Below are 23,976 nucleotides of genomic sequence, written 5' to 3' on the forward strand. Positions count from 1 at the left end.
CTTGTAAAATAGTTAAAGTCTCTATTAAAAAACAAAAATAGTAATTCAAAAAAGTTTAAACTACTACTTCAGGATAAAATATTTACTATGCACGCATAGTAAATTTCGATTTAATTTCCTTATCTTCGTATTCCATAAATTTTAAACTCTTAAAAAGACGATATAAATGAAAATATTAGTGTGTATAAGCCACGTTCCGGACACTACTTCAAAAATCAATTTTACCGATAATAATACCCAGTTTGATACCAACGGGGTTCAGTTTGTAATAAACCCCAACGATGAATTTGGCCTTACCAGAGCTATGTGGTTCAAGGAAAAACAGGGAGCAACGGTAGATGTTGTAAACGTAGGAGGACCGGAAACAGAGCCAACGCTTAGAAAAGCTCTTGCAATTGGAGCAGACAGCGCGATTCGTGTCAATACTCCTGCAACCGATGGTTTTCAGGTAGCCAAACAACTTGCTAAAGTTGCAACAGATGGTGGTTATGACCTTATTATTGCAGGGAGAGAATCTATAGATTACAACGGCGGAATGGTTCCGGGAATGCTTGCTGCTTTGATAAAAGCCAATTTCGTAAATACTTGTATCAATTTAGAAGTTGAAGGAACCGAGGCAAAAGCGATTCGGGAAATTGACGGCGGTAAAGAAAGTGTTACCACTTCCCTTCCATTGGTGATTGGAGCCCAAAAAGGTCTTGTTGAAGAAAGCGACCTTAGGATACCAAATATGCGCGGGATCATGCAGGCAAGAAAAAAACCTATGAATGTAGTAGAACCTGAAGAAGTAAAAGTTCAAACTGAGGTTGCCAAATTTGAAAAACCAGAACCAAAAGGTGCAGTTAAACTGGTTGATCCAGACAACTTAGACGAACTTATCAATTTACTGCACAACGAAGCAAAAGTTATTTAACTAACTAAAGGTTAATTTGCGAAAGTTCTAAAAAATAAACATCACAGGTTTTCAAAACCGAAATAAAAAAATAAAATATGTCAGTTTTAGTATATGTAGAATCAGAAGAAGGGAAATTCAAGACAGCCTCCTTTGAGGCGGCTTCCTACGCAAGGGAAATTGCCCAAATGCTTCAAACACAAGTTACGGCAGTAACTTTCAATGTTGAAGATAATTCAGAATTGGGAAATTACGGAGTAGATAAGGTATTAAAAGTAAACAACGATAAACTGAAGAATTTCAATGCTGAAGCCTATGCCGATGTCTTGCAACAAGCTGCAGTAAAAGAGGAATCAAAAGTAATTGTTGTAAGCCAAAGTGCTAACAGCAAATACCTCGCTCCCCTTCTTGCGGTTCATCTAAATGCTGGTTATGCCTCAAACGTAGTCGCATTGCCGGAAAGCACGACTCCATTTACCGTAAAAAGAACGGCTTTCACCAATAAAGCCTTCAGTTTCACTAAAATCGAAACCGATGTAAAACTTTTAGGATTATCTAAAAATGCTTTCGGATTAAAAGAAATCAAAGCCGATGCTGCTGCCGAAGATTTTTCACCAAATCTAAACGAAGAAGATTTTTCTGTTCAGGTTACCAATGTAGATAAGGCAAGAGATAAGGTAACCATTGCCGATGCAGAAATCGTGGTTTCTGCTGGGCGTGGTCTTAAAGGCCCGGAAAATTGGGGAATGATAGAAGAAATGGCAGATATACTTGGAGCGGCAACTGCCTGTTCCAAGCCTGTAAGCGATATGGGATGGAGACCTCACGGAGAGCATGTAGGCCAAACCGGAAAGCCGGTTGCATCCAATCTTTATATAGCTATTGGTATTTCCGGAGCTATTCAGCATTTGGCGGGAATAAACTCCTCTAAAGTAAAAGTAGTTATCAATAATGATCCTGAAGCACCCTTTTTTAAAGCTGCAGATTACGGAGTTGTAGGTGATGCCTTTGAAATAGTGCCGAAACTAAATGAAAAACTGAAAGAATTTAAGGCGAAAAACGCATAATTTTTTTAACTTGCAAGCCTTTAAAGGGCTGTCTAAATTTGGTATATTGTCCTTATTTAGACAGCCCTTTTTAATTATCGATACATGAGTTTAGTACGCCTTAATATTAAAGGAATATCTTATAGTCAAACCCAAAATGGCGCCTACGCACTTATTTTAAGCGAAGTGGATGGCGATAGGAAACTCCCTATTGTGATTGGTGCTTTTGAAGCCCAGTCTATCGCGATTGCGCTTGAAAAAGAGATCAAACCTCCAAGACCATTAACCCACGACTTGTTTAAGAACTTTTCCGACAGGTTTGAAATTGTGGTAAAACAAGTCATAATTCACAAACTGGTGGATGGGGTATTTTATTCCAGCCTTATTTGCGAGCGCGATAAAATAGAAGAGATCATAGATGCGCGAACAAGTGATGCAATCGCATTGGCACTTAGGTTTAACGCTCCTATCTTTACTTACAAAAACATTCTTGACAAAGCCGGAATCTATTTAAAAGGAGAACAGGAATCTGTGACTCCAAAATCCTCATCTCCAACTATAGAAAATATGGATGTAGATGATATCGTACCTCAAAAGGAAGAAACACCGGATACAAATTATAAAAAAATGTCACTGGACGAACTGGAAACCTTACTCTCTCAGGCAGTAAAAAATGAGGATTATGAGAAAGCTGCCCGTCTAAGAGATGAAATTTCCAAACGCAAATAAGAATTTGTTCATGAAGAAATATTGGTTAAGCCTGTTCTTTTTATTATTTGGCATTTTTATAATTCAGGCGCAAACCCTTTCAAAAAACTGGAGTTTTCAGGAGAAAGAAGACAGCGCACAAATTCAACAGCATTTTTCAAATCAGGACCAACTTTTTCTTAACGATGGTAGGTTTGAGATTAAAGCTGCGGAAGTGGACTCTATAAAAGCTCAGGGAGACTATCTCTATCAAAATAATCTACTGGTATTTTTCTACAATCCTCCCAATGACACGATCAGGAAATTTCGTGTCGATGAGCTAAGTGACACTTCGCTCACAATTTCAGACCATTACACCTCGTATACTTTTAAGGAAACACCTCAGCCAATTGAGGAGGTTATCCCAGCTAAAATTGCCAAGGAAATGATCCCCAGCGCCGGGCTTTCCATAGAAAGTGTTTGGAGAGGGATTTTAGGGATGATCGCCCTTCTACTTATAGCATTTTTCTTTAGCAGCAATAAAAAGGCTATCAACTGGAAAACAGTTTTAATAGGACTTACCGCCCAAATGCTATTGGCTATAGGGGTTCTTAAGGTAACTTTTATTAAAAATATTTTTGAATTCGTAGGGAAAATATTCGTGCTTATCCTCGATTTCACACGAGCAGGAAGTGAATTTCTACTTGGTGGAATGATGAATGTGGATAGTTTTGGATTTATATTTCTATTCCAGGTACTCCCTACAATTATCTTTTTCTCTGCCTTGACTTCCGTATTGTTTTACCTTGGAATAATTCAAATAATCGTAAAAGGTCTGGCGAAGATTATGACCAAAGTGTTGGGAATTTCCGGAGCAGAAAGCTTGAGTGTTGCGGGAAATATATTTTTAGGACAAACCGAAGCCCCTTTGATGATCAAAGCTTACCTGGAACGAATGACGCGCTCTGAGATTTTGCTGGTGATGATAGGCGGGATGGCTACGGTAGCCGGTGGTGTTCTGGCCGCATACATAGGTTTTCTTGGCGGGACAGATCCTGAATTGCGCCTGCAATTTGCAAAACACCTTCTGGCGGCATCTGTCATGGCCGCTCCCGGAGCGATCGTAATCTCCAAGATCCTGTATCCGCAGCAGGAAGCCATCAATGCCAATGTGGAAGTTTCTTCTGAAAAAATTGGCTCCAATATTCTTGATGCCATAGCAAACGGAACTACCGAAGGATTAAAACTTGCAGCAAATGTTGCTGCAATGCTGTTGGTATTTATTTCATTTATTGCAATGATCAATTATATATTGGGATACCTGGGAGGAATTACAAGCCTTAACTCGGTTATGGCAGCATACACTCCCTATTCCAAATTCTCACTTGAATCTATTCTGGGAACAATTTTCGCCCCGCTTATGTGGTTGATTGGAGTTGCCAAAGAAGATATGATGTTGATGGGACAATTGCTGGGAATAAAACTTGCTGCAAGTGAATTTGTGGGTTATATCCAACTTGCCGAACTGAAGAACCCTCTAAACGCATTAAGCCTGAATTATGAAAAATCGGTGATCATGGCCACTTATATGCTTTGCGGTTTTGCCAACTTCGCTTCCATAGGGATACAGATTGGCGGAATAGGATCCCTCGCTCCCGGAAAACGAAAAACCCTGTCTGAATTCGGGATGAAAGCATTGATAGGCGGAACAATTGCTTCCCTGTTATCTGCGACCATCGCAGGAATGCTCATTGGCTAAATCCATTACCCCAGAGCGATTTTACGAGGTTAATCCTGAATAGTTAATAAGTATGGCTCTAGTTTAAACCAGCTATTATTTGTATATTGAGTTTATGGAAACAGAAAAGCTTAAAGAACAAATACTCTCACTGCCAGTTGCGCAGCGTGAGCGTTTATTGAAGGAAATCGAAGATTCGACCAAAAACATAGACCTGTCCGCGATTGTCTCACGCCGGCACGAGTTTGACAACAATCTCGGTGCCTGTCCGCACTGCTCTCACCCTAAGTATGTCCGCTTTGGTATGGACAAAGGTGCGCAGCGCTACAAGTGCAAGTCTTGCCACAGGAGTTTTACTGAGTACACTGGCACTTGGATGGCAGGCCTTCAAAGGAAGGACAAGATTGCAGATTACCTAAAGCTAATGGTCGAAGAAAAGAGCCTTGACAAAATTGTCTCGGCATTGGGCATCAACAAAAAGACAGCCTTTGACTGGCGTCACAAGATATTGGCCTCACTGGGCGCGGACGACGGGGATGACTTCACCGGTATCACTGAAAGTGATGAGGCTTTCTTCCTCAGGTCTGAAAAGGGTATGGTGGTCAAAAACCGAAAACCAAGGAAAAGGGGTGGCAAGTCCAGCAAGAGGGGCATAAGCAATGATCAGGTTGCGGTCATCGTGACCCAGGACAGAAATTCTGGAATAGATTTGAGCGTGGCCACGCTTGGACGGATTGGGAAGGCCGATATTGCAAATGCCATTGGCAAACGCATAAAAGAGGGAAGCACAATATTGTGTAGTGATTCCCGCCACAGCTATAAAGGCTTCGCCAAGGACACCAAGGTGGAGTTCCATCCCATAAATGTTTCCAAAGATGAAAGGGTAAAAGGTGCATTCCATGTGCAACATGTAAACTCGACACACAACAGGATAAAAAAGTGGATTGGCAGTACGTTCTGGGGCGTGTCCACCAAATACCTGCAACAGTATCTAAACTGGCATGCCCTAAAAGAAAAGATAAAATTAAATAGGGACACCACTGCTGCCTTCGCACAACAAACACTGGGTGTGGGGGCTTTGAAGCGTTTTGCGAACATCCAGCCAAACTATGAAAAATTAATATCAACGCAGTGCTAAACTAGAGCCATAAGTATTTAAATTCAGCATATTCAAAAGTTTTAATCTATCTCCCAAATCTATATTTTAGCTTTCGAAGATCTTTCAAATCTTATATATTTGAAACGCTATCTTCGGAATCAATTATCCCGGAGAGCTAAGTCAAAGTAAGAAATATCAGGAATTCCGATGAAGGCTTAAATCAGAAAAACACCTATGAAACAATATCACGACCTAATAAAACACGTTCTGGAAAATGGAGTTCAAAAAGGAGACCGCACCGGAACAGGGACCAAAAGTGTTTTTGGTTATCAGATGCGTTTTGACCTTAGCGAAGGTTTTCCGATGGTAACCACCAAAAAACTTCACTTAAAATCCATTGTACACGAACTGCTTTGGTTTTTAAACGGAGACACCAATATAGAATACCTTCAAAAGAACGGAGTAAATATATGGAACAGCTGGGCAGATGAAAAAGGAGATTTGGGGCCTGTTTATGGCCATCAATGGAGAAATTGGAACAATGAAGAAATAGACCAGATAAGTGAAATTGTAAAAACCCTAAAGACCAATCCCAATAGTCGTAGAATGTTGGTTTCGGCATGGAATCCTTCGGTTTTGCCGGATACTTCAAAAACATTTTCAGAAAATGTAGCCGAAGGAAAAGCAGCCTTACCCCCCTGTCATGCCTTTTTTCAGTTCTATGTAAGTCCTCCGCCGGAAGATGCAGGAGAAAATGCAAAGCCGCGATTATCGCTTCAGTTATACCAGCGCAGTGCAGATATTTTCCTGGGAGTTCCCTTTAACATAGCCTCCTATGCCCTTTTCAACATGATGATTGCACAGGTGTGCGACTATGAGCCCGGAGATTTTATTCACACTTTTGGCGATGCACATATTTATAACAATCACCTGGAACAGGTGGAGCTTCAGCTTTCAAGGGAACCCAGAAAATTACCTACGATAAAGATCAATCCGGAGGTGAAAGACATTTTTGGCTTCAAATTTGAAGACTTCAGCCTGGAGAATTATGATCCGCATCCCCACATTAAAGGAAAAGTGGCTGTGTAACAAGAAGTGATACCTATAATCATTTTAAAAACCAATATTTGGCTGATCCAGATTCTCCTCAAATCTTATAATCTAAACAAAATGAAAAAATTAATTTTGGTTGTTGCAGTTTTCTTTTTCACTGGCTTGGGCTTTGCCCAGGAAGGTGTAAAAGTTTCAGGAAACACAATTTCGGTTAAAGAAATCGCACCGGTATGGCCGGGTTGTAAAAAAAGCAAAGCATCTTCAGAAGACTGTTTTAACAAGATGGTCGCACAGCATATCAAGGAAAATTATAAATTTCCGCGGGATAAAGACGGAGAATTCATAAGAGGTAAAACCACCGTAAGCTTTTTAATTGATGAAAAAGGAGAAGTAAGCAAGGTTACCGCAGAAGGCCCTAAAAAAGAGATAAACCAGGAAGCGATGCGAATTGTAAAACTTTTTCCAAAAATGGTTCCCGGAAATAGCGGAGGAAAACCAATTTCCGTAAAATATAAAATGCCCTTTACCTTTTAATCCCAACACTAGATTTTATTCCCGCCTGTGCCATTCGGCAAGCCCACCCCTACCGTTCATCGAAATTCTGAATACTTAGTGCTTTTATATTAATAATGAGCCTATTCCTGGTACTTGATATCTTAACCAACTGTTTATACTTTAACTTCGCGTTAACGATGGTATATCTCCAACATTCCCAAAAATTTGTAACTTTGGGAAGCACTTAAGATACCTGCAGAATTATGATCTCTCAAGAAGAACTATTTAAATTATTTTCAGAAACAAGGGCAGATTCCGAGAAAATCTGTTCCTATCTTGAGACAGAGGATTACGTAGTGCAGCCGGTAGTGGATATCTCTCCTCCTAAGTGGCATTTAGGACATACCACCTGGTTTTTTGAGGAGTTTGTTTTGAAGAAATACCAAAAAGATTATAAGCTTTTCGATGAAAACTCAGCGTATGTTTTCAACAGTTATTACGAAAGCGTAGGTGAAAAAGTAATACGTACAGATCGTGGAAACCTTTCCCGCCCTACCGTTGACTGGGTTTATAAATATAGGAACTATGTTTCCAATGCCCTTTCTAAATTTTTAAGCACCTCTAAAGATCTTTCTGAAGATATTCTAAAAGTGATAGAAATTGGTTGTCATCACGAAAAACAACACCAGGAATTACTTCTTACAGATATTAAATATATTTTAGGTAAAAATCCCCTTTTACCGGAATACAATCAGCAATTTGAGGAAAACATTATTCAGAATTTCCCAAAAGATTGGATAAAAATTTCAGAAGGAATTTATGAGGTTGGCCATAAAGGAGGATCTTTTGCCTACGACAATGAATTTGGAAGACATAAAACTTATCTCAACGATTTTGAAATTTCCAATAAACTGGTAACCAATGCAGAATTTCTGGAATTCATGAAAGCTGGTGGTTACGAAGATGTTTTACTATGGCATGCCGAAGGATGGGACTGGATAAATACCAATGGGATAAAAGCACCTTTTTACTGGCATAAAATAGAGGGACAATTGCATCAATATACGCTGCAGGGTCTTCAAAAATTAAATCCGGATGCCCCGCTGGCACATATTTCCTATTACGAAGCTTTCGCATTTGCACAATGGAAAAGAATGCGATTACCCACAGAATTTGAATGGGAGATAGCCCAGGAACACTTTGAATGGGGAAGCCGCTGGGAATGGACCGAAAGTGCTTATATGCCTTATCCAAACTATCAAAAAGCCGATGGTGCCCTTGGGGAATACAACGGGAAGTTTATGGTGAATCAAAAAGTGCTTCGTGGAAGTTCTGTGGCTACATCAACCAAGCATTCAAGACCAACTTATCGAAATTTTTTCCATCCACATCTTCGATGGCAATTTACCGGCCTTAGACTGGTAAAATAACACGACAAATAGAGAATGAAAAACAACATAAAAACCCGCTTTTCTTCAGCTTTTGAAGAAGATGTTTTTACCGGTTTAACCAGTAATCCCCGATATCTTTTATCAAAGTACATCTATGATAAGAAGGGAGATAAGCTATTTCAGGATATCATGGACCTGCCGGAATATTATCTTACCAACTGCGAATTTGATATTTTGAGAAATCACACTGCTGAAATCGTAGAAAAATTTACCGGACATGAAGGTTTTGATCTTATAGAACTGGGAGCAGGAGACGGAAAGAAAACCAAACTGCTATTGAAGTACCTGGTAGATCAAAATTTGGATTTCAATTATCTTCCTGTGGATATTAGCCAGAATGCACTGGAAGAATTAGAGAAATCGCTTAAAAATGAGATCCCGGAGGTACCGATAAAAATTCAGCAGGGGACCTATTTTGAAACCCTGGAGAAGCTCTCAACCTTCAATACAAGGAAAAAAGTGATCCTTGTCCTTGGATCCAACATTGGAAATCTTTTGCATGAAAACGCCATAGATTTCCTAAAACATATTCAGGAAGTTATGAGTATGGAAGACATGTTGTTTATTGGATTCGATCAAAAAAAACATCCTCAAAAGATCCTTGATGCCTACAATGACGCTTCCGGAGTGACAGAAGCTTTTAACAAAAACCTGCTGGTAAGGATAAACTCGGAGCTTGGAGGGAATTTTAACCCGGATCAATTTCTGCATTGGGAAACCTATAATCCTGAAACAGGAACTGCAAAAAGCTTTCTGGTTAGTAAAATAGATCAGGATATAAATATTGAAAGCCTGGACCTAAAAATTCATTTCGATCCATGGCAAACTATTCATACTGAAATTTCGCAGAAATACGATGATGCCGTTGTGAAATGGCTGGCAGAAAAAGCTGGATTAACAGTGGCCGACTGCTTTATGGATGAAAATAATTATTATAAAAATTATATATTCACAAAAAAATAGCACTTTTAAGTATTCAGTAAATAATTAGAAAACTTAGCAAATCAAACAGATGAAACATCCCTTAGAAAAATTTTTCTCCCTCAACGGAAAAATTATATAGATGTTACATTTGTCCGCTAAAACAATAAATTAAACAAATGAAAGCAATTTGGAACAATACGGTAATCGCAGAAAGCAAAGACACAAAAGTTGTTGAAAACAATCACTATTTCCCAAAGGAATCCATTAAGGAAGAATTTTTCAAATCCAGCGCCGCCTCTACGCGTTGTCCATGGAAAGGAGAAGCTTCCTATTATTCCGTAGAAGTAGATGGCATGCTTAACAAGGATGCGGCCTGGTATTATCCACAGGCAAGCCATGCTGCCAAACCAATTGAAAATTATGTGGCATTTTGGAAAGGAATTAAAGTAACTGAATAATAAAATCAGGTCTTTTCATATTCCCGAAGGGTTTTTAGCAGATAATCTAATTCCTCTTCGGTATTAAAATAATGAAAAGCAATGCGGATTCCATCTCCTCTTTGAGAACAAATAATGTTCTCACTTTTAAGAAAATTGTATAATTGAGTATCTCCTTTAATATTGAAGATAGAGGAGTGTTGATCCCTTTTCACGACCATATCCCCGAGTAATTCCATTGCTAAGAATTCCTGCTTAGCCCGTTTACTCAAGGTTGCTATTCGTTCCTGAACCAGTTCCATTCCAACATCCTTTAACAACCCGAGCGCGGTTTTCAAACTGCCGAAGCTTAAGGTGTCCAAATGTCCGGGTTCAAATTTACCGATGAAATTTCCCTCATGCGCTTTGTATTTTCCCTGCAGGGAATTAAAGCCCACAGCCTTGGGAGCGATCTTCCCCTGTACACTTTCATTAAAAAGTATAAATGCATTCCCGTACCCAGCATTCAGCCATTTGTAGGTACTGCAAATAAGCACATCCAGGCCTGAATCGTCAAAATCAAAAATTTCTGTGCCGCAATACTGAGTTCCATCAGCCACAAACAAAGTTTCCGGGAATTTTTGCTTTAAATTTTTCAAGAAATCTATGGAAAGTTTTATGCCACTTATATACTGCACGATACTAAAAGCAAACACATCCGGATGTTCCTTTTCCATTGAGGCCGCTATATGCTGTTCCAGGTTTTCGTCTATTTCTGCATAACAAATTTCAAATTCACGTGAACTAACCGCCCAGGTTATAGAAGGATAATCCCCAGAAAGCAAAAGCACTTTTTTAGATTTATTCAATCCTTCCAAAAAAGTATTAAATCCATAAGAAAAGTTGGGTGTTAGCGCAACACGGTTTGGGGCACATTTAAAGAACTCACCCACCGTCTCTCTTACTCCGGTTAAGAGCTCTCCCTGCTTATCTTTTAGGATACTGCCCGAAATCAAAAAATCCAGGTCATGATCCTGTCTAAATTCCATAACTTTTTCTGATAAAAGTCCGGAGGCTGCCGTGTTTAAATAAGTATATTGCTGTAAAACCGGAAAAGGTTTTCTTAATTTTTTCATAGGACTTTAACGTTTAAGCGAAAAAATATTTAAATTTGATCAAACACTAAAGTACTTCTTATTATGTTTTCTAAAAAGAAAAACACTTCCAAACTCGATACTGAACAACGCGAAATGTATGAATATGCCAGAAAAAGAGCACTTCAAAAAAGAAGGTTGTTTCAGCATTTTGTTGTTTTTCTTGTAGGTGCTGTTCTCCTTATTGTTATAAATGTGGTAATAGGCTATCGTGAAGACTTAAAACCATTAGGATATGACTGGTTTGTTTGGGCTATTTTAATATGGACTTTTTTCTTTCTTATCCATACGCTAAATGTGCTGGTTATCGATAGTTTTATGGGCAAGCAATGGAAGCAGCAACAACTGGAAAGGCTGGTTAGGAAACAAAGGGACCGGATTGAGGAAATGCAAAGAAAGGTAGAAAAAGAGCATCCTGAGCCTGAAAAAAATGAGGAATCTCCCTCCAAAACATACGAAGATCCTACACCCATCAGAATTCAGGAAAACGATCGAGGTAATAAGGACAAACCTTCAAATCACTAATATGGGAATACTTACATTAATTGCTGCTGCAGGAGAACACAATGAACTAGGAAAAAACAACGATTTGGTCTGGCATCTGCCAGATGATTTTAAGCGCTTTAAAAAAATCACCTCAGGCCATCATATTATCATGGGGCGTAAAACCTTCGATTCTTTTCCGCAACCTTTACCAAACAGGACCCATGTGGTAATTACACGGCAGGAGAATTTCAAAAAACCCGGTATAATTGTAGTTCATTCCCTGGAACGGGCAATAGAATTAACCAAAGATGATCCACAACCTTTTGTAATTGGAGGTGGAGAAATTTATAAAATGGCGATGGCTACTGCAGATAAAATAGAACTCACCCGGGTACATGGAGAATTTGAAGCTGATACTTTTTTTCCCGAAATTGATGAGTCTCAATGGAAAGTAGTAGCAGAGGAATATCATGAAAAAGACGAAAGGCATCAATACGCTTTCACGTATCTTACCTATGAACGCACCTGAAGATCTTAAACCAATTTTTGATCAATTAGCCGAAAAAAACAATTTTCAGATAAACGATTTTGCCCGCCTGACAGGGGGAGATATCAACGATGTTTTTTTGATCAAGACGCTTTCTTCTGAAGAATTTGTAGTTAAACTAAATTCATCCCATAAATTCCCCGGCATGTTCACTGCCGAAAAAATGGGTCTGGAAATCTTGAAAAGATCTGGAAATATAGATATTCCAATAGTTTTTGATGTTGGAGAATTTGAGGGCAAAACTTACCTTTTACTGGAATATAAAGTTTCAGCAAAACCCACTGAATATTTTTGGGATCTCTTTGGAAAACAACTGGCCCGGCTACATAAAAACACCGCTTCAAAATTTGGACTTGCCAATGATAATTATATAGGAAGCCTTCCTCAACAAAACAATTTCTGCACTACGCCAGCAGATTTTTATATAAGTGAGCGGCTCGAACCCCAGCTAAAACTGGCAAGGGATAAAAATTATAATCTTGAAATAACCAAAAATTTCTTTAAAAATATTTCAGAAATAATACCCCAGGAACCGCCGTCGCTTATTCACGGGGATCTTTGGAATGGAAATTATCTGGTGAATTCGTCGGGTCATCCCTGCCTAATTGACCCTGCAATGGCCTATGCTCCCAGAGAGATGGATCTGGCCATGATGAAGCTTTTTGGCGGATTCGATCAACAAATATTTCAATCTTACCAGCAGGAATTTCCACTTTTAAACGGCTTTGAGGAAAGAATTCCCCTCTGGCAATTATATTATTTACTGGTACATTTAAATTTATTTGGTGTGGGCTATAAAAGCGCCGTAAGGGATATTATAAGACAATTCAGTTAATTTCACATTACTTAACAATCAGTCAATATTTTTTAAGAATTATTTGGGGCACATCTTGCTAAAGAGACATTAACTTGTATAAAAAACACGAGATGAGTACAAAAAATTTGACAAGTAAAGAAGCGATTAAAAAAATGACAACCTTAGTGGATGATATTAAAACAGCGATGCTTCTTACCGATTTAAAGAAACAACCAATTAGCGCAATTCCTATGACGACGAAAGAAGTTGATGAAGAAGGAAATATTTGGTTCTTAAGTGGATTAAACAGTGAGCATAATTCGAATATTGTTAAAAATCCTCAGGTTCAATTGCTTTATAGCGATCCCTCGGGAATGGAATTTATAAGTATTTATGGAATGGCTTCGGTTATAACAGATAAGGCAAAACTGAAGAACCTGTACACCAATTTAGATGACGCCTGGTTTGATGGGGAAGATGACCCAAATCTAACCGCCATTAAAATCACTCCAAAGGAAGCCTATTATTGGGATACAAAACAAAATAAATACGTCGGCCTTTTTAAAATGGGACTTGCCGCTGCTAGCGGAAATAAAGCTGACGTAGGTGAAAAAGGTAAATTAAACCTATAGAGAGCATAATTTGCACCAAAAAGGCCTTGTATCAAATTTATGTTATGAGGTCTTTTTTTTTATTTATACTTTAGCTGAACTAAATTAAAGACATGAATGCTTATATATTCCCCGGACAAGGGGCACAGTTTAAGGGAATGGGATTAGACTTATATGAAAAGTACCCTGAAGCTCAGAAATTATTTGAAAGAGCGAATGAGATCCTGGGTTTTTCTATTACAGATATTATGTTTGAAGGATCTGCTGAAGACCTGAAACAGACAAAAGTTACGCAACCCGCTATTTTTTTACATTCGGTAATCCTAAGTAAAATCATGGGCGATGCTTTTAAACCAGATATGGTTGCAGGGCATTCTCTGGGGGAAATATCGGCTCTGGTAGCAAATAAAACCCTCGAGTTCGAACCGGCTTTAAAACTTGTAGCTCAAAGAGCAGACGCGATGCAACAAGCCTGTGAGATGCAATCTTCTACCATGGCTGCGGTATTAGGACTGGAAGATGAATTGGTAGAAGCCGTGTGCGCTGACGTTGATGGAATAGTGGTTGCGGCCAATTACAATTGTCCCGGGCAATTAGTGATCTCAGGTAGTGTGGATGCGGTAGAAAAAGCCTGTGAAATACTCAAGGAAAGAGGAGCAAAGCGTGCGATGATCTTGCCCGTAGGAGGAGCGTTTCACTCTCCACTTATGGAACCGGCAAGAAAGCAACTGGCAGAAGCAATTGAAGCCACTACTTTTAACATTCCCATTTGTCCTGTATATCAAAATGTAAGCACCTTTGGGGTTACAGATCCTGAAGAGATAAAGAAAAATTTGGTGTTTCAGCTTACCGCTCCGGTAAAATGGACACAATCTGTTCAAAATATGATCAAGGATGGAGCAACACATTTTACAGAAGTTGGTCCAGGAAAAGTTTTACAGGGTCTGGTAAAAAAAATAGACCGGGCGGCAGAAGTAGGTTCTGCAGTAGTTTAAATAAATTTTCTGTAAAAATGCATAGAAACCGGTAATTTTCTGTGAAATCAAAATACTTTATAACCAAAAAATCCTGATCGAGTGATCAGGATTTTTTTATGTTCAAGATTGAATATTAATTCTTATAAATTTTCCCTTCTTTCATCACAAAGACAACCTCCTCCAGGGTTTTGATATTTTGAGTAGGATCTTCCTTCACAGCGATAATATCAGCAAAAAATCCCGGTGCTATTTGGCCACTTTTGGTTTCCATATTTAAAATTTTTGCGGGAATAATGGTTGCACTTTGAATAGCCTCCATTGCAGGCATTCCTGCCTCTACCATATAACTAAATTCCCTGGCGTTCTTGCCGTGTTCAAAAACTCCGGCATCTGTTCCAAATGCTATCATTACCCCCCGTTTATAAGCCTTTCCAAAAGTATTCTGAATCTTAGGTCCAATTTCCCTGGCTTTTGGAACAACCAGGGCGGGATAATAATTTTCTATCTCTGCCTTTTCACTCACCTCTTTTCCTGCAGTAATAGTTGGAACTAAATAAGCCTTATTCGCTATCATAAGATCCATAGTTTCCTCACTCATAAGGGTTCCATGTTCAATGGTTAAAACTCCTCCCCTTATGGCGCGCTGCATTCCCTCATCACCGTGGGCGTGAGCCGCAACGTGAAATCCATAATCTTTTGCCGTTGTGGTTATAGCCCGGATCTCTTCCTCTGTAAACTGCGGATTGGAGCTACTTTTTGCTACACTTAGCACACCGCCGGTAGCCGTAATTTTGATAAGATCACTTCCGTTTTTATAATTTTGCCTTACTGCTTTTGAGGCATCATCTACACTGTTTATCACTCCATCCTTGGGTCCAGGATCTCCCATTAGATTGTTATTAAAACTATTTGTAGGATCGGCGTGGCCTCCTGTTGTTGCAAGGGACTTCCCTGCCGTGAAAATTCTTGGGCCTTCTATTTTTCCGGCATTGATCGCATTCCTTAGCGCTATGTTCACACCGCTACCTCCCAGCTCCCTAACTGTGGTAAAACCTGCCAGCAGCGTTGTGCGTGCAAATCCTACCGAATTAAATGCAAAATCGGCTTCATTGAAAGTAAAGGTTTCCAGGTATTTTTGCGGATTGGTCTCACTTTCCAAATGTACGTGCATATCTGTAAATCCTGGAAGCACGGTCATATTTCTAAGATCAATTAAAGAATCTCCTGCATTCCTTGGTTGAACATAACCATTTTCAATGCTTTTTATCTTATTTCCTGAAACTACAATCGTCTTTTCATTAAGGACTTTTCCGTTTTTGGTATCTACAAGCTTTCCGCTTTGAATATAGAGATCCTGGGCATTTACATTTGAAGCGAATAGTATTCCGCAGAAGATTAGTGCTATGTTTTTCATAATTATAGGGGGTATTAGTTATTTAAAAAATCGATTACTGTGGTTGTGATAAATTCGATTTGATCATTGGTAAGTTCCGTATGCATGGGCAAGGAAATCACTTCTTTTACCAATTCATTGGTTACCGGAAAATCGGCTTCATTATATCGGGAATCCTTATAAGCTTTCTGATTATGCAGCGGAATTGGATAATAGATTCCGTGTGGAATCTGAAGTTCCGCCAAATGTTTGGCCAGCGCGTCCCGCTTTCCATTTGTGATTTTTAAACTGTACTGGTGAAAAACATGACAATCACAGGTAGAACAAATTCCCAAATCCTTGTTACAACTTTGGTTGGTTTCCACCTGAGGGATTTCGACGTGTTTACAATCTTGAAAAACTTTATTATATTTTCGTGCAGCTTCCTGCCTTGCTTTATTATACGTATTCAAATTTGGCAATTTCGCTCTCAAAACTGCGGCTTGCATAGAATCCAATCTGGAATTTACTCCAACCACATCGTGGTAGTAACGCTCGTACATCCCGTGATTTACAACTCCCCGAAGTGTATGTGCCAGGTCGTCATCGTTTGTAAAAATTGCACCACCATCGCCAAAAGCTCCTAAATTTTTAGATGGAAAAAAAGAAGTGGCACCTACATGACCTATAGTCCCTGCTTTTTTCTTCGATCCGTTTTTAAAAGAATAGTTTGCACCTATTGCCTGGGCATTATCTTCAATCACATATAAATTGTGTTCACTGGCTATTTCGAGAATTTCTTCCATATTTGCGCATTGCCCAAAAAGGTGCACAGGTACAATCGCCTTGGTTTTTGGGGTGATGGCGTTTCTAATGGCATCGGTATTAATATTGAACGTATTGGGGTACACATCTACCAAAACCGGAGTAAGTTGCAATACAGCTATGACTTCTACGGTGGCGGCAAAGGTAAAATCTGCCGTAATAACTTCATCTCCAGGTTGCAATCCAAGACCCATCATCGCGATTTGCAATGCATCTGTTCCATTGGCACAGGGAATTACGTGTTTTACATCTAAATATTCCTCTAATTCCTTCTGAAATTTTTGTACCTCCGGCCCGTTTATAAAGGCTGAAGTTTCCATAATTTCATCTAAAGAGTTCTGGATTTGATCTTTTATGGAAGCATATTGACCTTTAAGGTCAACCATTTGTATTTTTTTCATTTGATTTCTCTTGTAATGCCACGAAAATACAAAATATAGCCTCTATCGACAATGCAATTTTTAGGAAAGAGCTATTTTAGCAGCTAAAATAATCAAGCTTGCAAGTATTATATAACATTACTATAGAATTGTTGAATTTCCTGCTTCCGTCAACAAGGATTCTAAGTGAGAAAATGAAACTTTTTGTGAACGGCAGAAAAGAAACTCTTCCAACATTGGAATTAAAATTAAATAAACAGGATCGTACCATTTGGTTTCACATGGCCTCTTTAGGAGAATTTGAACAGGGCGTTCCCATTATAGAAGTAGTAAAAAAGCTATATCCTGATCATAAAATAGTGGTGAGCTTTTTTTCTCCTTCGGGATATGAGATCAAAAAAAATACTCCGCTGGCACATGCGGTGGTATATTTACCTTTGGATACCAGGAAAAATGTAACTCAATTTTTAAATCTGGTTCATCCGGAAATAGCCATTTTTATCAAATATGAATTCTGGCCTAATTACTTAAAGGAATTAAAATCCAGAAATATACGCACACTTCTGGTATCGGGCGGGTTTAGAAAGGATCAGTTGTTTTTTAAGCCTTATGGAGCCTGGATGAGGAAATCTCTACAAACTTTTGAACATTTTTTTGTGCAGAATTCCACTTCAAAAGAACTTCTTAATTCGATAGGATTTAACAATGTAACTTTAAGCGGAGATACAAGATTCGACAGGGTTTCCCATCAAATAGAACAGGATAATACGCTTGATTTCGCAGAAGAATTTAAAAACGGAAAGCTTTGCATTGTAGCCGGAAGCACCTGGGAAGAGGATTTAAAACTTTTAGAAGATTTCATCAATCAATCGATGGAAGATGTGAAATTCATGTTGGCCCCCCACCAGATCAAATCAGATCAAATAAAACGATTCAAGGAAAAACTGAATAAAAAAACCCTGCTTTATTCAGAAAGGCAAAACAAAATACTGGCAGATTATAATGTTCTTATAATAGATACTATAGGTTTACTTACCAAAATTTATAATTATGCAGATATTGCCTATGTAGGCGGTGCAGCAGGAACAACTGGTTTGCACAACATCCTTGAGCCTGCTACCTTCGGAGTTCCTGTGGTTATCGGGAAAAATTTCGATAAATTCCCTGAAGCAAAGCAACTTCAGCAATTGGCTGGATTGTTCGCTGTAAAGGACAAAGAAGAGCTAAAGGAAGTTTTCACCAAATTGGTTACCGATTCCAAATTCAGAAAAAAAACGGGAATGATCGCTGGTCATTTTATAAATAGCAATACTGGGGCAACCAGGATTTTCGAGCACTATTTAAAGGAAAATTCTGTTAAATGATTCAGGATCCAGAATAAAAAATTATATCAAATTTAAGATTTTTGCTAAAAAACTAAAAAAATTAAACCCTCCCATTTAATTTTACAGTACTTTCGACAGTTATAACTAAATTAAAATGTTATAACTAAATTAAAATAATTATGAAAAAAGTATTTTTTATGGTTGCCCTGGTAATAACATCAGCAATTTCGTTGGTTTCCTGTAGAGAAACAACTGAAAAAGAAACCGTTATTAGAGAGGTAGAAGTTGAAAGAGTTGAAAAAGCAGAACCTGTTGAAGAGAAAAAAGGAATTTTGGAACGTACCGCTGAAAAAGTTGATAAAAAAGTAAACAAAGAAATTGACGAAGAAATTGACAAAATTGGGGACGATAATTAGTCTTCATCAAAATAGTATAGTTTTTCCAGATTATTTATTTACATTTATTCAATCAAAAACCAATTTTTAACCAAAAAAATTAAACTATGAAAAAATCAATCTTGGTCCTGGCCGCAGCATTTACCTTTAGTGCATTTTTCACTTCCTGCCGGGAAGTAAATGAAGAAAAAACCGAGGTAGAAATAAGCGATGATATGGATGATGTAGGAGACGATATTGAGGACGCTGCAGATGATGTGGGAGATGCTGTAAATGAAGGTGTGGACGAAGTTAAGGAGAACACTGGAACCGGTGGTACGGATGATATATAAAATCGTTACACCTGTATTAATTTTAAACATTAAAATAACCTAAACCTTTAAATTATGAAAAAACTAATTTTTTTATTGATGCTTACCTTTTCTACAAGTGTACTTTTTACTTCATGTAGGGAAGAAAAATCTGGTATTGAAAAAGCAGCTGATGATGTAGAAGATGCAGTTGACGATGTTGCAGATGATTTAGATTAGATAAAATTATCTAAATAAACCTTAAAAATCCATCCATAACCGGGATGGATTTTTTTTATTGCCTTAAAGACTTGAATTCACTTTTTAAATCATCCATGGATTGCTGTAGCTGCCTAAGTAGTCCACTCTCGGAAGTAGCATCAATACTAAAGGTAAGCTTACTGTTAACCTGCCATAGTTCCTGAATATCACTTACGAGAACCTGCACAGGTGGATATTCTTCATTGATAGAAACCAGTAAAATTTTATAAGGATCCTCCATTTTTTGTATTTTTTTCACCAATACTGAATCATATAATACCACCACATATACCTTGCTGAAACTCACTTCCTTAATACTGGGAACCGCTTTTCCAAGCACCCACTCCCCTGGTCTCAAGTTTGGCATCATACTATCGCCTTCCACCTGGAAACCCCTGTAGGTTGCATTTCTATATTCGGGCAAGGGAATATCAAAAGCAGGTAATTGCTGGTACCATGACACATCCTGTACATTGTGAGGATAACCGGCAGCAGCCTTTTGGTTCACCAATATGATATTTTCTTCTTCACTGCTATTTAAAGTAATAACTTTTGGGCTCACATCTCCATTGTTAACCGCCAAATATTTTTGACTACTATCTCCAAAAAGCCATAGAGGGTTTATCTCGAATTGACTCAATAATTCCGCTACGATCTTGCCGGATAATTTGGTACGACCCCGCTCAATATCAGCAGTAGAATTCTTGATTCCCAGCAAGGCCGCAAACTCAGATTGTGTGAAATTATGATCGTCACGAATCTCTTTAAATCGTTTAATTTCAATAGTGTTATCTGTTCCCATACACAAATATAAATTATTTCGGAATAATTCCAACTTTAACGTTGGATTATTTCCTATTGAATGGAATTATTCCATAATAATATAAAAATTAGGAAATAAAAATCAATTTACCCGGATGAAAGCCTTTTGGTATTTAAAAAAAGAAACGTCTACAATTTCAATATACTAACGCCCGAATGAGACCGGTGGGCCCGCCCGAACGACACGGGCAGGTGTTGGGGAATTAAAACCAACTGTTAGTTGGAAGTCAAGAACCTCGGGGCAAGCACGCCCGAATGGTACGGGCAGGCCCGCGAGGTATGTCCCGAGGTTGTCATCGGGAGGGAATTTTTTTTGAAAATTCCAGGCAACCCTCGGGGAATTAAGCCCTCAATGAGGGATTAAACAAACTGTTAGTTGGAATTAAAGTTTTAAATTTGCCCAGGATTCAGAATAAAGAAAAAAATTCGGAAAACATGCCAAAAAAAGGAGTTGAAAAAAATACACGGAATAAAGCCAAACACACCAAGCTATTAAAAAAGAAAAAGGAGAAATTGCGCCTGGAGAAGGAAGTGCATAAAGCGAAAATAAAAGCCATTCAGGATAGAGCTAAAGACCAAAAAGAGGGAAATCCTTCAATTGAGAAAGATAAATAATTGATTTCAATTCTTAGAGTTTCAATTTCAGATTCCACCTTAGGTTTTTGATAGATCAATTATCCATAAGTTATTTTGAAAAGAAACCTGCAATCCCGGCAGGTTTCTTTTTCCTAAATTTTTGGCGTTTAGGCATCATCTAAAACCAACCTGATGAAATTAAGAAAGGCTGTTCGATTACCTCAAACAGCCTTTATTATAAATGATCTGAATACTGCTACTTTTTATCTGCAATCTTCTTTTGGTCATCCTTCTTTTCCGTAACAGGTTCATTTAGCTTCGAGCTCATTTCCATCGAGATGGAAGATCGATCGAAGGTGATTTTACCTGCACCGGTTTCAATAATGACTGCATTATTTTTTTCGCTAAAATCTATAATTTTTCCATGCATTCCACTTTTGGTGACAATTCTGTCTCCTTTTTTCAATTCGGATGCAAATGTTTTTTCTTTTTTAGCTCTTTTCATTTGTGGGCGTATCATAAAAAAATAAACAACCACAAACATTAAAATAATTGGTGCAAACTGCGTTATTTGATCCATAAAATAATTTAAAAGCGTGTTTTATCCTGCCGGAGTTGCCGGAGTTTCAACAAAAGCTTTGATTCTTAATAATTCTGTACCTTTTTCTGTGTTAGCAGTTACAGTCACAGTTTTCGTTACCTGACCTTGTCCGGCACCGTTAAATTTCACCAACATTTCTCCACCTTCTCCCGGAGCGATTGATTCATTTTTAGGATACGTAGGCACTGTACAACCACAAGTACTGGTAGCATTTGTAATTACAAGCGGTGCTTTTCCTGTATTCGTGAATTTGAAAATATGTTCCTGTGCAGCGTTTTGGGCAATGTTCCCAAAATCAAATTCTGATTCTTCAAAAGTTAATTCAGGATAATAAACATCCTGTGCGTCACGCTCTGCAGCGGTTTCCACATTTTCAGCCTTTACTTTGCTGGAGGCATCATCCTTACAGGAAGTGAAGATCATAGTCCCCAAAGCCGCTATCATTAAAATTCCTTTTTTCATAATTATATGGTTTAAAATTAAAGGTTAAAAATACTAAATTTTCTGAATTACATAAGGCCCCGACCCATTTTATTTAAACGTTTCTCTTCCTGATATTCTTTCGAGATCTTATCCAATACTCCATTTATAAAAATGCTGCTTTTGGGGGTGCTGTATTCTTTGGCTATTTCCAAATATTCATTGATGGTTACCTTCACCGGAATAGAGGAAAACTGAAGAAATTCACAAAGTGCCATTTTAATAAGTATGGTGTCAATTTCGGCAATTCTTTCCTTATCCCAATTAGGGGTTTTCCCTAGCATTTCATTCGCGAGTTCTTCATCATTTAAGTAAACTTTCCTGAACAAATCTATTGCAAACTGCTCATCTTCCGGACTTTTATATAATTTTGGCAATTTGGAATCCTGTGGAGTAATTTCTTTTAATTTATTTAGATACTTCATTATTGCCGTATTTACCAGTGGTAAATCATCCAGCCAGGTTAATTTTGTATCTTCTAAATAATCGTATAATTTCTCGTTTGGGGCGATAATTTCTCTAAGAAGATTTATAATAAAATCCTTATCCTCCTTAAAGCTGGCAGTTCGTGTAGCCATATATTCATGAAAGGATTCACTATTCCTGATCTCCTCCCATAAAATCGCAACATATTCACCATCCCGGTTCCAGTGGGAAATCGCTCTCTCCTCCAAGGCGTTTTGAAGGTCTATATTGTCCTCCAGAATTTTGATCACCTTATTGTTCACAAACTTCATATTAGGATCGATCTCTTCCTGAGTGGCGAGAAATTTTTTCTGGGATTTATCCAGATATTTTTCTGAATAAGACTTGATCTCGATCATCAGTTTCAAAATAAGCAGAAACAGATCATACATTTCTTTCATGCTTTTCAGAAGGAATTTCTCTTCAGCATTAAAATTTTGATTTTTGCTTTGGTGGAATGCATAGAGGGATTGCATTACCTTAACTCGAATATGTCTTCTGGTTAACATAGGTGTAAAAGAACGTTTATAAAATTAGCAAGGCGAAAGAAAATTCTTCCGCCCTGCAAAAATAGTATTTATTTCAAACTACTTAGTTCAAATTCTCCCTTTTTCTGTCATCAATTCGCTGTTGTGCGATTTGAAGGGCAGCATTGTGGGTTGTGATATTTTTTCTTTCAGCAGATTTTAAAATTTCCAGCGTAGTATTATAGATATTTTCGGTTTTTCGCATGATCTCCTTTCGGTCATATCCTTCCAGTTCAGCATACACATTTATTATTCCCCCCGCATTTATAAGGAAATCGGGTGCGTATACGATCCCTTTATCTTTAAGGATTTTTCCATGAGTGCGTTCATCTGCCAGTTGATTGTTTGCAGCACCTGCAATTATAGATGCTTTGATCCTGTTAATGGTTTCATCATTAACCGAGGCACCAAGAGCACAGGGAGCATAGATATCCACATCGGCACTATAAATATCGCCCACATAAATAGTAGCATTGTATTTCCTGCTTACCTCATCCAGTCTCTCATGATTGATATCTGAAATAAATACCTGTGCACCTTCATTGGTCAAATGTTCTACGAGCGCTTCTCCTACGTGGCCAATTCCCTGCACCATCACTTTTTTCCCCTCAAGGTCATCGGTTCCATATTTATATTTTGCAGCTGCCTTCATCCCCATAAATACCCCAAAAGCAGTAATTGGAGACGGATTTCCTGCACCGCCTATAGATTCAGAAATACCTGTTACAAAGGGAGTAACCTCCCGCACGATATCCATATCTTCTGTATCCATCCCTATATCCTCTGCGGTGATATATTTTCCGCTAAGAGAATGAACAAACTGTCCAAACCTACGCATCAGTTCCGGAGTTTTTTGAGTTTTTGCATCCCCAATAATTACAGCTTTTCCACCGCCCAGGTTTAAACCTGTAATTGCACTTTTGTAGGTCATCCCCCTTGAAAGTCGCAAAGCATCGTTTAAAGCCTCCCATTCTGAAGCATAATTCCACATTCTGGTTCCTCCCAAAGCAGGTCCTAAAACAGTGTTATGAATACCTATTATTGCCTTTAAACCTGTATCTTTGTCGTTGCAAAAAACAACCTGTTCGTGATCGTCAAAAGACAACTGTCCAAAGACAGGTGCTGTTTTAATAAGATCGTTAGCGGTTAAAACCTCAACTTGCATAAATAATTTTTTAAAATTAGATTTTTTTTGATTTATCAAAATCAATATGCAAAATTAGGTATTATTTTAATTTACAGAATGAATTGGGATGTTAAATTGCGAATTTCCCAATAACTGAAG

Annotated in this window: 28 protein-coding genes; 20 read left to right on the forward strand and 8 right to left on the reverse strand. The window is 38.2% G+C overall.

Going from position 1 to position 23,976, the window contains the following annotated elements; genetic code table 11:
* Nucleotides 1–166: 166 nt before the first annotated feature.
* The 10 genes from GILLI_RS06015 to GILLI_RS06060 all read left to right on the forward strand — a co-directional run bounded on the left by GILLI_RS06015 (nucleotide 167) and on the right by GILLI_RS06060 (nucleotide 9,843).
* Complete coding sequence (locus tag GILLI_RS06015) at nucleotides 167–913, forward strand: electron transfer flavoprotein subunit beta/FixA family protein (protein ID WP_006988216.1); 747 nt, start codon at nucleotides 167–169, stop codon at nucleotides 911–913.
* A 77-nt stretch (nucleotides 914–990) separates the two neighbouring features.
* Complete coding sequence (locus GILLI_RS06020) at nucleotides 991–1,959, forward strand: electron transfer flavoprotein subunit alpha/FixB family protein (protein ID WP_006988217.1); 969 nt, start codon at nucleotides 991–993, stop codon at nucleotides 1,957–1,959.
* 84 nt (nucleotides 1,960–2,043) lie between these two features.
* A complete protein-coding gene (locus tag GILLI_RS06025) occupies nucleotides 2,044–2,667 on the forward strand; it encodes a bifunctional nuclease family protein (protein WP_006988218.1) in 624 nt (207 codons plus the stop codon).
* A gap of 10 nt (nucleotides 2,668–2,677) precedes the next feature.
* Nucleotides 2,678–4,384: a NupC/NupG family nucleoside CNT transporter gene (locus GILLI_RS06030; protein WP_006988219.1), complete on the forward strand. Its 1,707-nt coding sequence runs from the start codon at nucleotides 2,678–2,680 to the stop codon at nucleotides 4,382–4,384.
* Nucleotides 4,385–4,478: 94 nt separating this feature from the next.
* On the forward strand, nucleotides 4,479–5,501 hold the full coding sequence (locus GILLI_RS06035; protein ID WP_040506460.1) for an IS1595-like element ISGli1 family transposase: 1,023 nt from the start codon (nucleotides 4,479–4,481) through the stop codon (nucleotides 5,499–5,501).
* A 195-nt stretch (nucleotides 5,502–5,696) separates the two neighbouring features.
* Nucleotides 5,697–6,551: a thymidylate synthase gene (locus tag GILLI_RS06040; RefSeq protein WP_006988221.1), complete on the forward strand. Its 855-nt coding sequence runs from the start codon at nucleotides 5,697–5,699 to the stop codon at nucleotides 6,549–6,551.
* A gap of 81 nt (nucleotides 6,552–6,632) precedes the next feature.
* Nucleotides 6,633–7,049 (forward strand): energy transducer TonB, encoded by a 417-nt coding sequence (locus GILLI_RS06045; protein ID WP_006988222.1) that lies wholly within the window; start codon nucleotides 6,633–6,635, stop codon nucleotides 7,047–7,049.
* A 224-nt stretch (nucleotides 7,050–7,273) separates the two neighbouring features.
* A complete protein-coding gene (gene egtB / locus GILLI_RS06050) occupies nucleotides 7,274–8,440 on the forward strand; it encodes an ergothioneine biosynthesis protein EgtB (RefSeq protein WP_006988223.1) in 1,167 nt (388 codons plus the stop codon).
* 15 nt (nucleotides 8,441–8,455) lie between these two features.
* Nucleotides 8,456–9,424: an L-histidine N(alpha)-methyltransferase gene (locus GILLI_RS06055; protein WP_006988224.1), complete on the forward strand. Its 969-nt coding sequence runs from the start codon at nucleotides 8,456–8,458 to the stop codon at nucleotides 9,422–9,424.
* Nucleotides 9,425–9,561: 137 nt separating this feature from the next.
* The gene (locus GILLI_RS06060; protein WP_006988225.1) at nucleotides 9,562–9,843 is read left to right on the forward strand and encodes a DUF427 domain-containing protein; all 282 of its coding nucleotides are present in this window, start codon (nucleotides 9,562–9,564) and stop codon (nucleotides 9,841–9,843) included.
* Nucleotides 9,844–9,848: 5 nt separating this feature from the next.
* Here the strand turns inward: GILLI_RS06060 and GILLI_RS06065 are convergent, their stop codons facing one another.
* Nucleotides 9,849–10,937: an aminotransferase class V-fold PLP-dependent enzyme gene (locus tag GILLI_RS06065; protein ID WP_006988226.1), complete on the reverse strand. Its 1,089-nt coding sequence runs from the start codon at nucleotides 10,935–10,937 to the stop codon at nucleotides 9,849–9,851.
* 63 nt (nucleotides 10,938–11,000) lie between these two features.
* Here GILLI_RS06065 and GILLI_RS06070 point away from each other — a divergent pair, with 63 nt between their 5' ends.
* From GILLI_RS06070 to fabD, 5 genes are all read left to right on the forward strand, one after another.
* Nucleotides 11,001–11,480, forward strand: a complete 480-nt coding sequence (locus GILLI_RS06070; protein ID WP_006988227.1) for a 2TM domain-containing protein — start codon at nucleotides 11,001–11,003, stop codon at nucleotides 11,478–11,480.
* A 1-nt stretch (nucleotide 11,481) separates the two neighbouring features.
* A complete protein-coding gene (locus GILLI_RS06075; protein ID WP_006988228.1) occupies nucleotides 11,482–11,970 on the forward strand; it encodes a dihydrofolate reductase in 489 nt (162 codons plus the stop codon).
* The gene (locus GILLI_RS06080; protein ID WP_245545607.1) at nucleotides 11,912–12,823 is read left to right on the forward strand and encodes a fructosamine kinase family protein; all 912 of its coding nucleotides are present in this window, start codon (nucleotides 11,912–11,914) and stop codon (nucleotides 12,821–12,823) included. The genes GILLI_RS06075 and GILLI_RS06080 overlap by 59 nt, the downstream gene beginning before the upstream one ends.
* A 92-nt stretch (nucleotides 12,824–12,915) precedes the next feature.
* Nucleotides 12,916–13,416, forward strand: coding sequence for a pyridoxamine 5'-phosphate oxidase family protein (locus GILLI_RS06085; protein WP_006988230.1), 501 nt, complete (start codon nucleotides 12,916–12,918; stop codon nucleotides 13,414–13,416).
* 92 nt (nucleotides 13,417–13,508) lie between these two features.
* The gene (gene fabD / locus GILLI_RS06090; RefSeq protein WP_006988231.1) at nucleotides 13,509–14,390 is read left to right on the forward strand and encodes an ACP S-malonyltransferase; all 882 of its coding nucleotides are present in this window, start codon (nucleotides 13,509–13,511) and stop codon (nucleotides 14,388–14,390) included.
* 115 nt (nucleotides 14,391–14,505) lie between these two features.
* Here the strand turns inward: fabD and GILLI_RS06095 are convergent, their stop codons facing one another.
* Both GILLI_RS06095 and GILLI_RS06100 read right to left on the reverse strand, forming a co-directional pair.
* Nucleotides 14,506–15,786, reverse strand: a complete 1,281-nt coding sequence (locus tag GILLI_RS06095) for a metal-dependent hydrolase family protein (protein ID WP_006988232.1) — start codon at nucleotides 15,784–15,786, stop codon at nucleotides 14,506–14,508.
* A gap of 14 nt (nucleotides 15,787–15,800) precedes the next feature.
* Entirely contained in the window at nucleotides 15,801–16,970 is a 1,170-nt protein-coding gene (locus GILLI_RS06100; RefSeq protein WP_040506461.1) for a DegT/DnrJ/EryC1/StrS family aminotransferase, read from the reverse strand.
* 98 nt (nucleotides 16,971–17,068) lie between these two features.
* On the opposite strand from GILLI_RS06100, the gene GILLI_RS06105 reads away from it, so the two are divergent.
* The 4 genes from GILLI_RS06105 to GILLI_RS18515 all read left to right on the forward strand — a co-directional run bounded on the left by GILLI_RS06105 (nucleotide 17,069) and on the right by GILLI_RS18515 (nucleotide 19,199).
* Nucleotides 17,069–18,313 (forward strand): 3-deoxy-D-manno-octulosonic acid transferase, encoded by a 1,245-nt coding sequence (locus tag GILLI_RS06105; protein ID WP_006988234.1) that lies wholly within the window; start codon nucleotides 17,069–17,071, stop codon nucleotides 18,311–18,313.
* 140 nt (nucleotides 18,314–18,453) lie between these two features.
* Nucleotides 18,454–18,690 (forward strand): hypothetical protein, encoded by a 237-nt coding sequence (locus GILLI_RS06110; RefSeq protein ID WP_006988235.1) that lies wholly within the window; start codon nucleotides 18,454–18,456, stop codon nucleotides 18,688–18,690.
* An 86-nt stretch (nucleotides 18,691–18,776) separates the two neighbouring features.
* Nucleotides 18,777–19,001 carry a hypothetical protein gene (locus GILLI_RS06115; protein ID WP_006988236.1) on the forward strand — a complete coding sequence of 75 codons (225 nt, stop codon included), beginning with the start codon at nucleotides 18,777–18,779 and terminating at the stop codon, nucleotides 18,999–19,001.
* Between the two features lie 54 nt (nucleotides 19,002–19,055).
* Nucleotides 19,056–19,199 (forward strand): hypothetical protein, encoded by a 144-nt coding sequence (locus tag GILLI_RS18515; RefSeq protein ID WP_006988237.1) that lies wholly within the window; start codon nucleotides 19,056–19,058, stop codon nucleotides 19,197–19,199.
* 55 nt (nucleotides 19,200–19,254) lie between these two features.
* On the opposite strand, the gene GILLI_RS06120 is transcribed toward GILLI_RS18515, so the two are convergent.
* A complete protein-coding gene (locus GILLI_RS06120) occupies nucleotides 19,255–20,022 on the reverse strand; it encodes an XRE family transcriptional regulator (protein WP_006988238.1) in 768 nt (255 codons plus the stop codon).
* A gap of 455 nt (nucleotides 20,023–20,477) precedes the next feature.
* Between GILLI_RS06120 and GILLI_RS06125 the strand changes: the two genes are divergently transcribed.
* The gene (locus GILLI_RS06125) at nucleotides 20,478–20,657 is read left to right on the forward strand and encodes a hypothetical protein (protein ID WP_006988239.1); all 180 of its coding nucleotides are present in this window, start codon (nucleotides 20,478–20,480) and stop codon (nucleotides 20,655–20,657) included.
* Nucleotides 20,658–20,874: 217 nt separating this feature from the next.
* Here GILLI_RS06125 and yajC read toward each other — a convergent pair whose 3' ends face one another.
* The 4 genes from yajC to GILLI_RS06145 all read right to left on the reverse strand — a co-directional run bounded on the left by yajC (nucleotide 20,875) and on the right by GILLI_RS06145 (nucleotide 23,856).
* Complete coding sequence (gene yajC / locus GILLI_RS06130; RefSeq protein ID WP_006988240.1) at nucleotides 20,875–21,198, reverse strand: preprotein translocase subunit YajC; 324 nt, start codon at nucleotides 21,196–21,198, stop codon at nucleotides 20,875–20,877.
* 21 nt (nucleotides 21,199–21,219) lie between these two features.
* Entirely contained in the window at nucleotides 21,220–21,681 is a 462-nt protein-coding gene (locus tag GILLI_RS06135) for a DUF1573 domain-containing protein (RefSeq protein ID WP_006988241.1), read from the reverse strand.
* A 47-nt stretch (nucleotides 21,682–21,728) separates the two neighbouring features.
* On the reverse strand, nucleotides 21,729–22,673 hold the full coding sequence (gene nusB / locus GILLI_RS06140; RefSeq protein ID WP_006988242.1) for a transcription antitermination factor NusB: 945 nt from the start codon (nucleotides 22,671–22,673) through the stop codon (nucleotides 21,729–21,731).
* Nucleotides 22,674–22,755: 82 nt separating this feature from the next.
* Nucleotides 22,756–23,856: a Glu/Leu/Phe/Val family dehydrogenase gene (locus GILLI_RS06145; protein WP_006988243.1), complete on the reverse strand. Its 1,101-nt coding sequence runs from the start codon at nucleotides 23,854–23,856 to the stop codon at nucleotides 22,756–22,758.
* Nucleotides 23,857–23,976: the final 120 nt, after the last annotated feature.

Source organism: Gillisia limnaea DSM 15749, from assembly GCF_000243235.1.
GTDB lineage: Bacteria > Bacteroidota > Bacteroidia > Flavobacteriales > Flavobacteriaceae > Gillisia > Gillisia limnaea.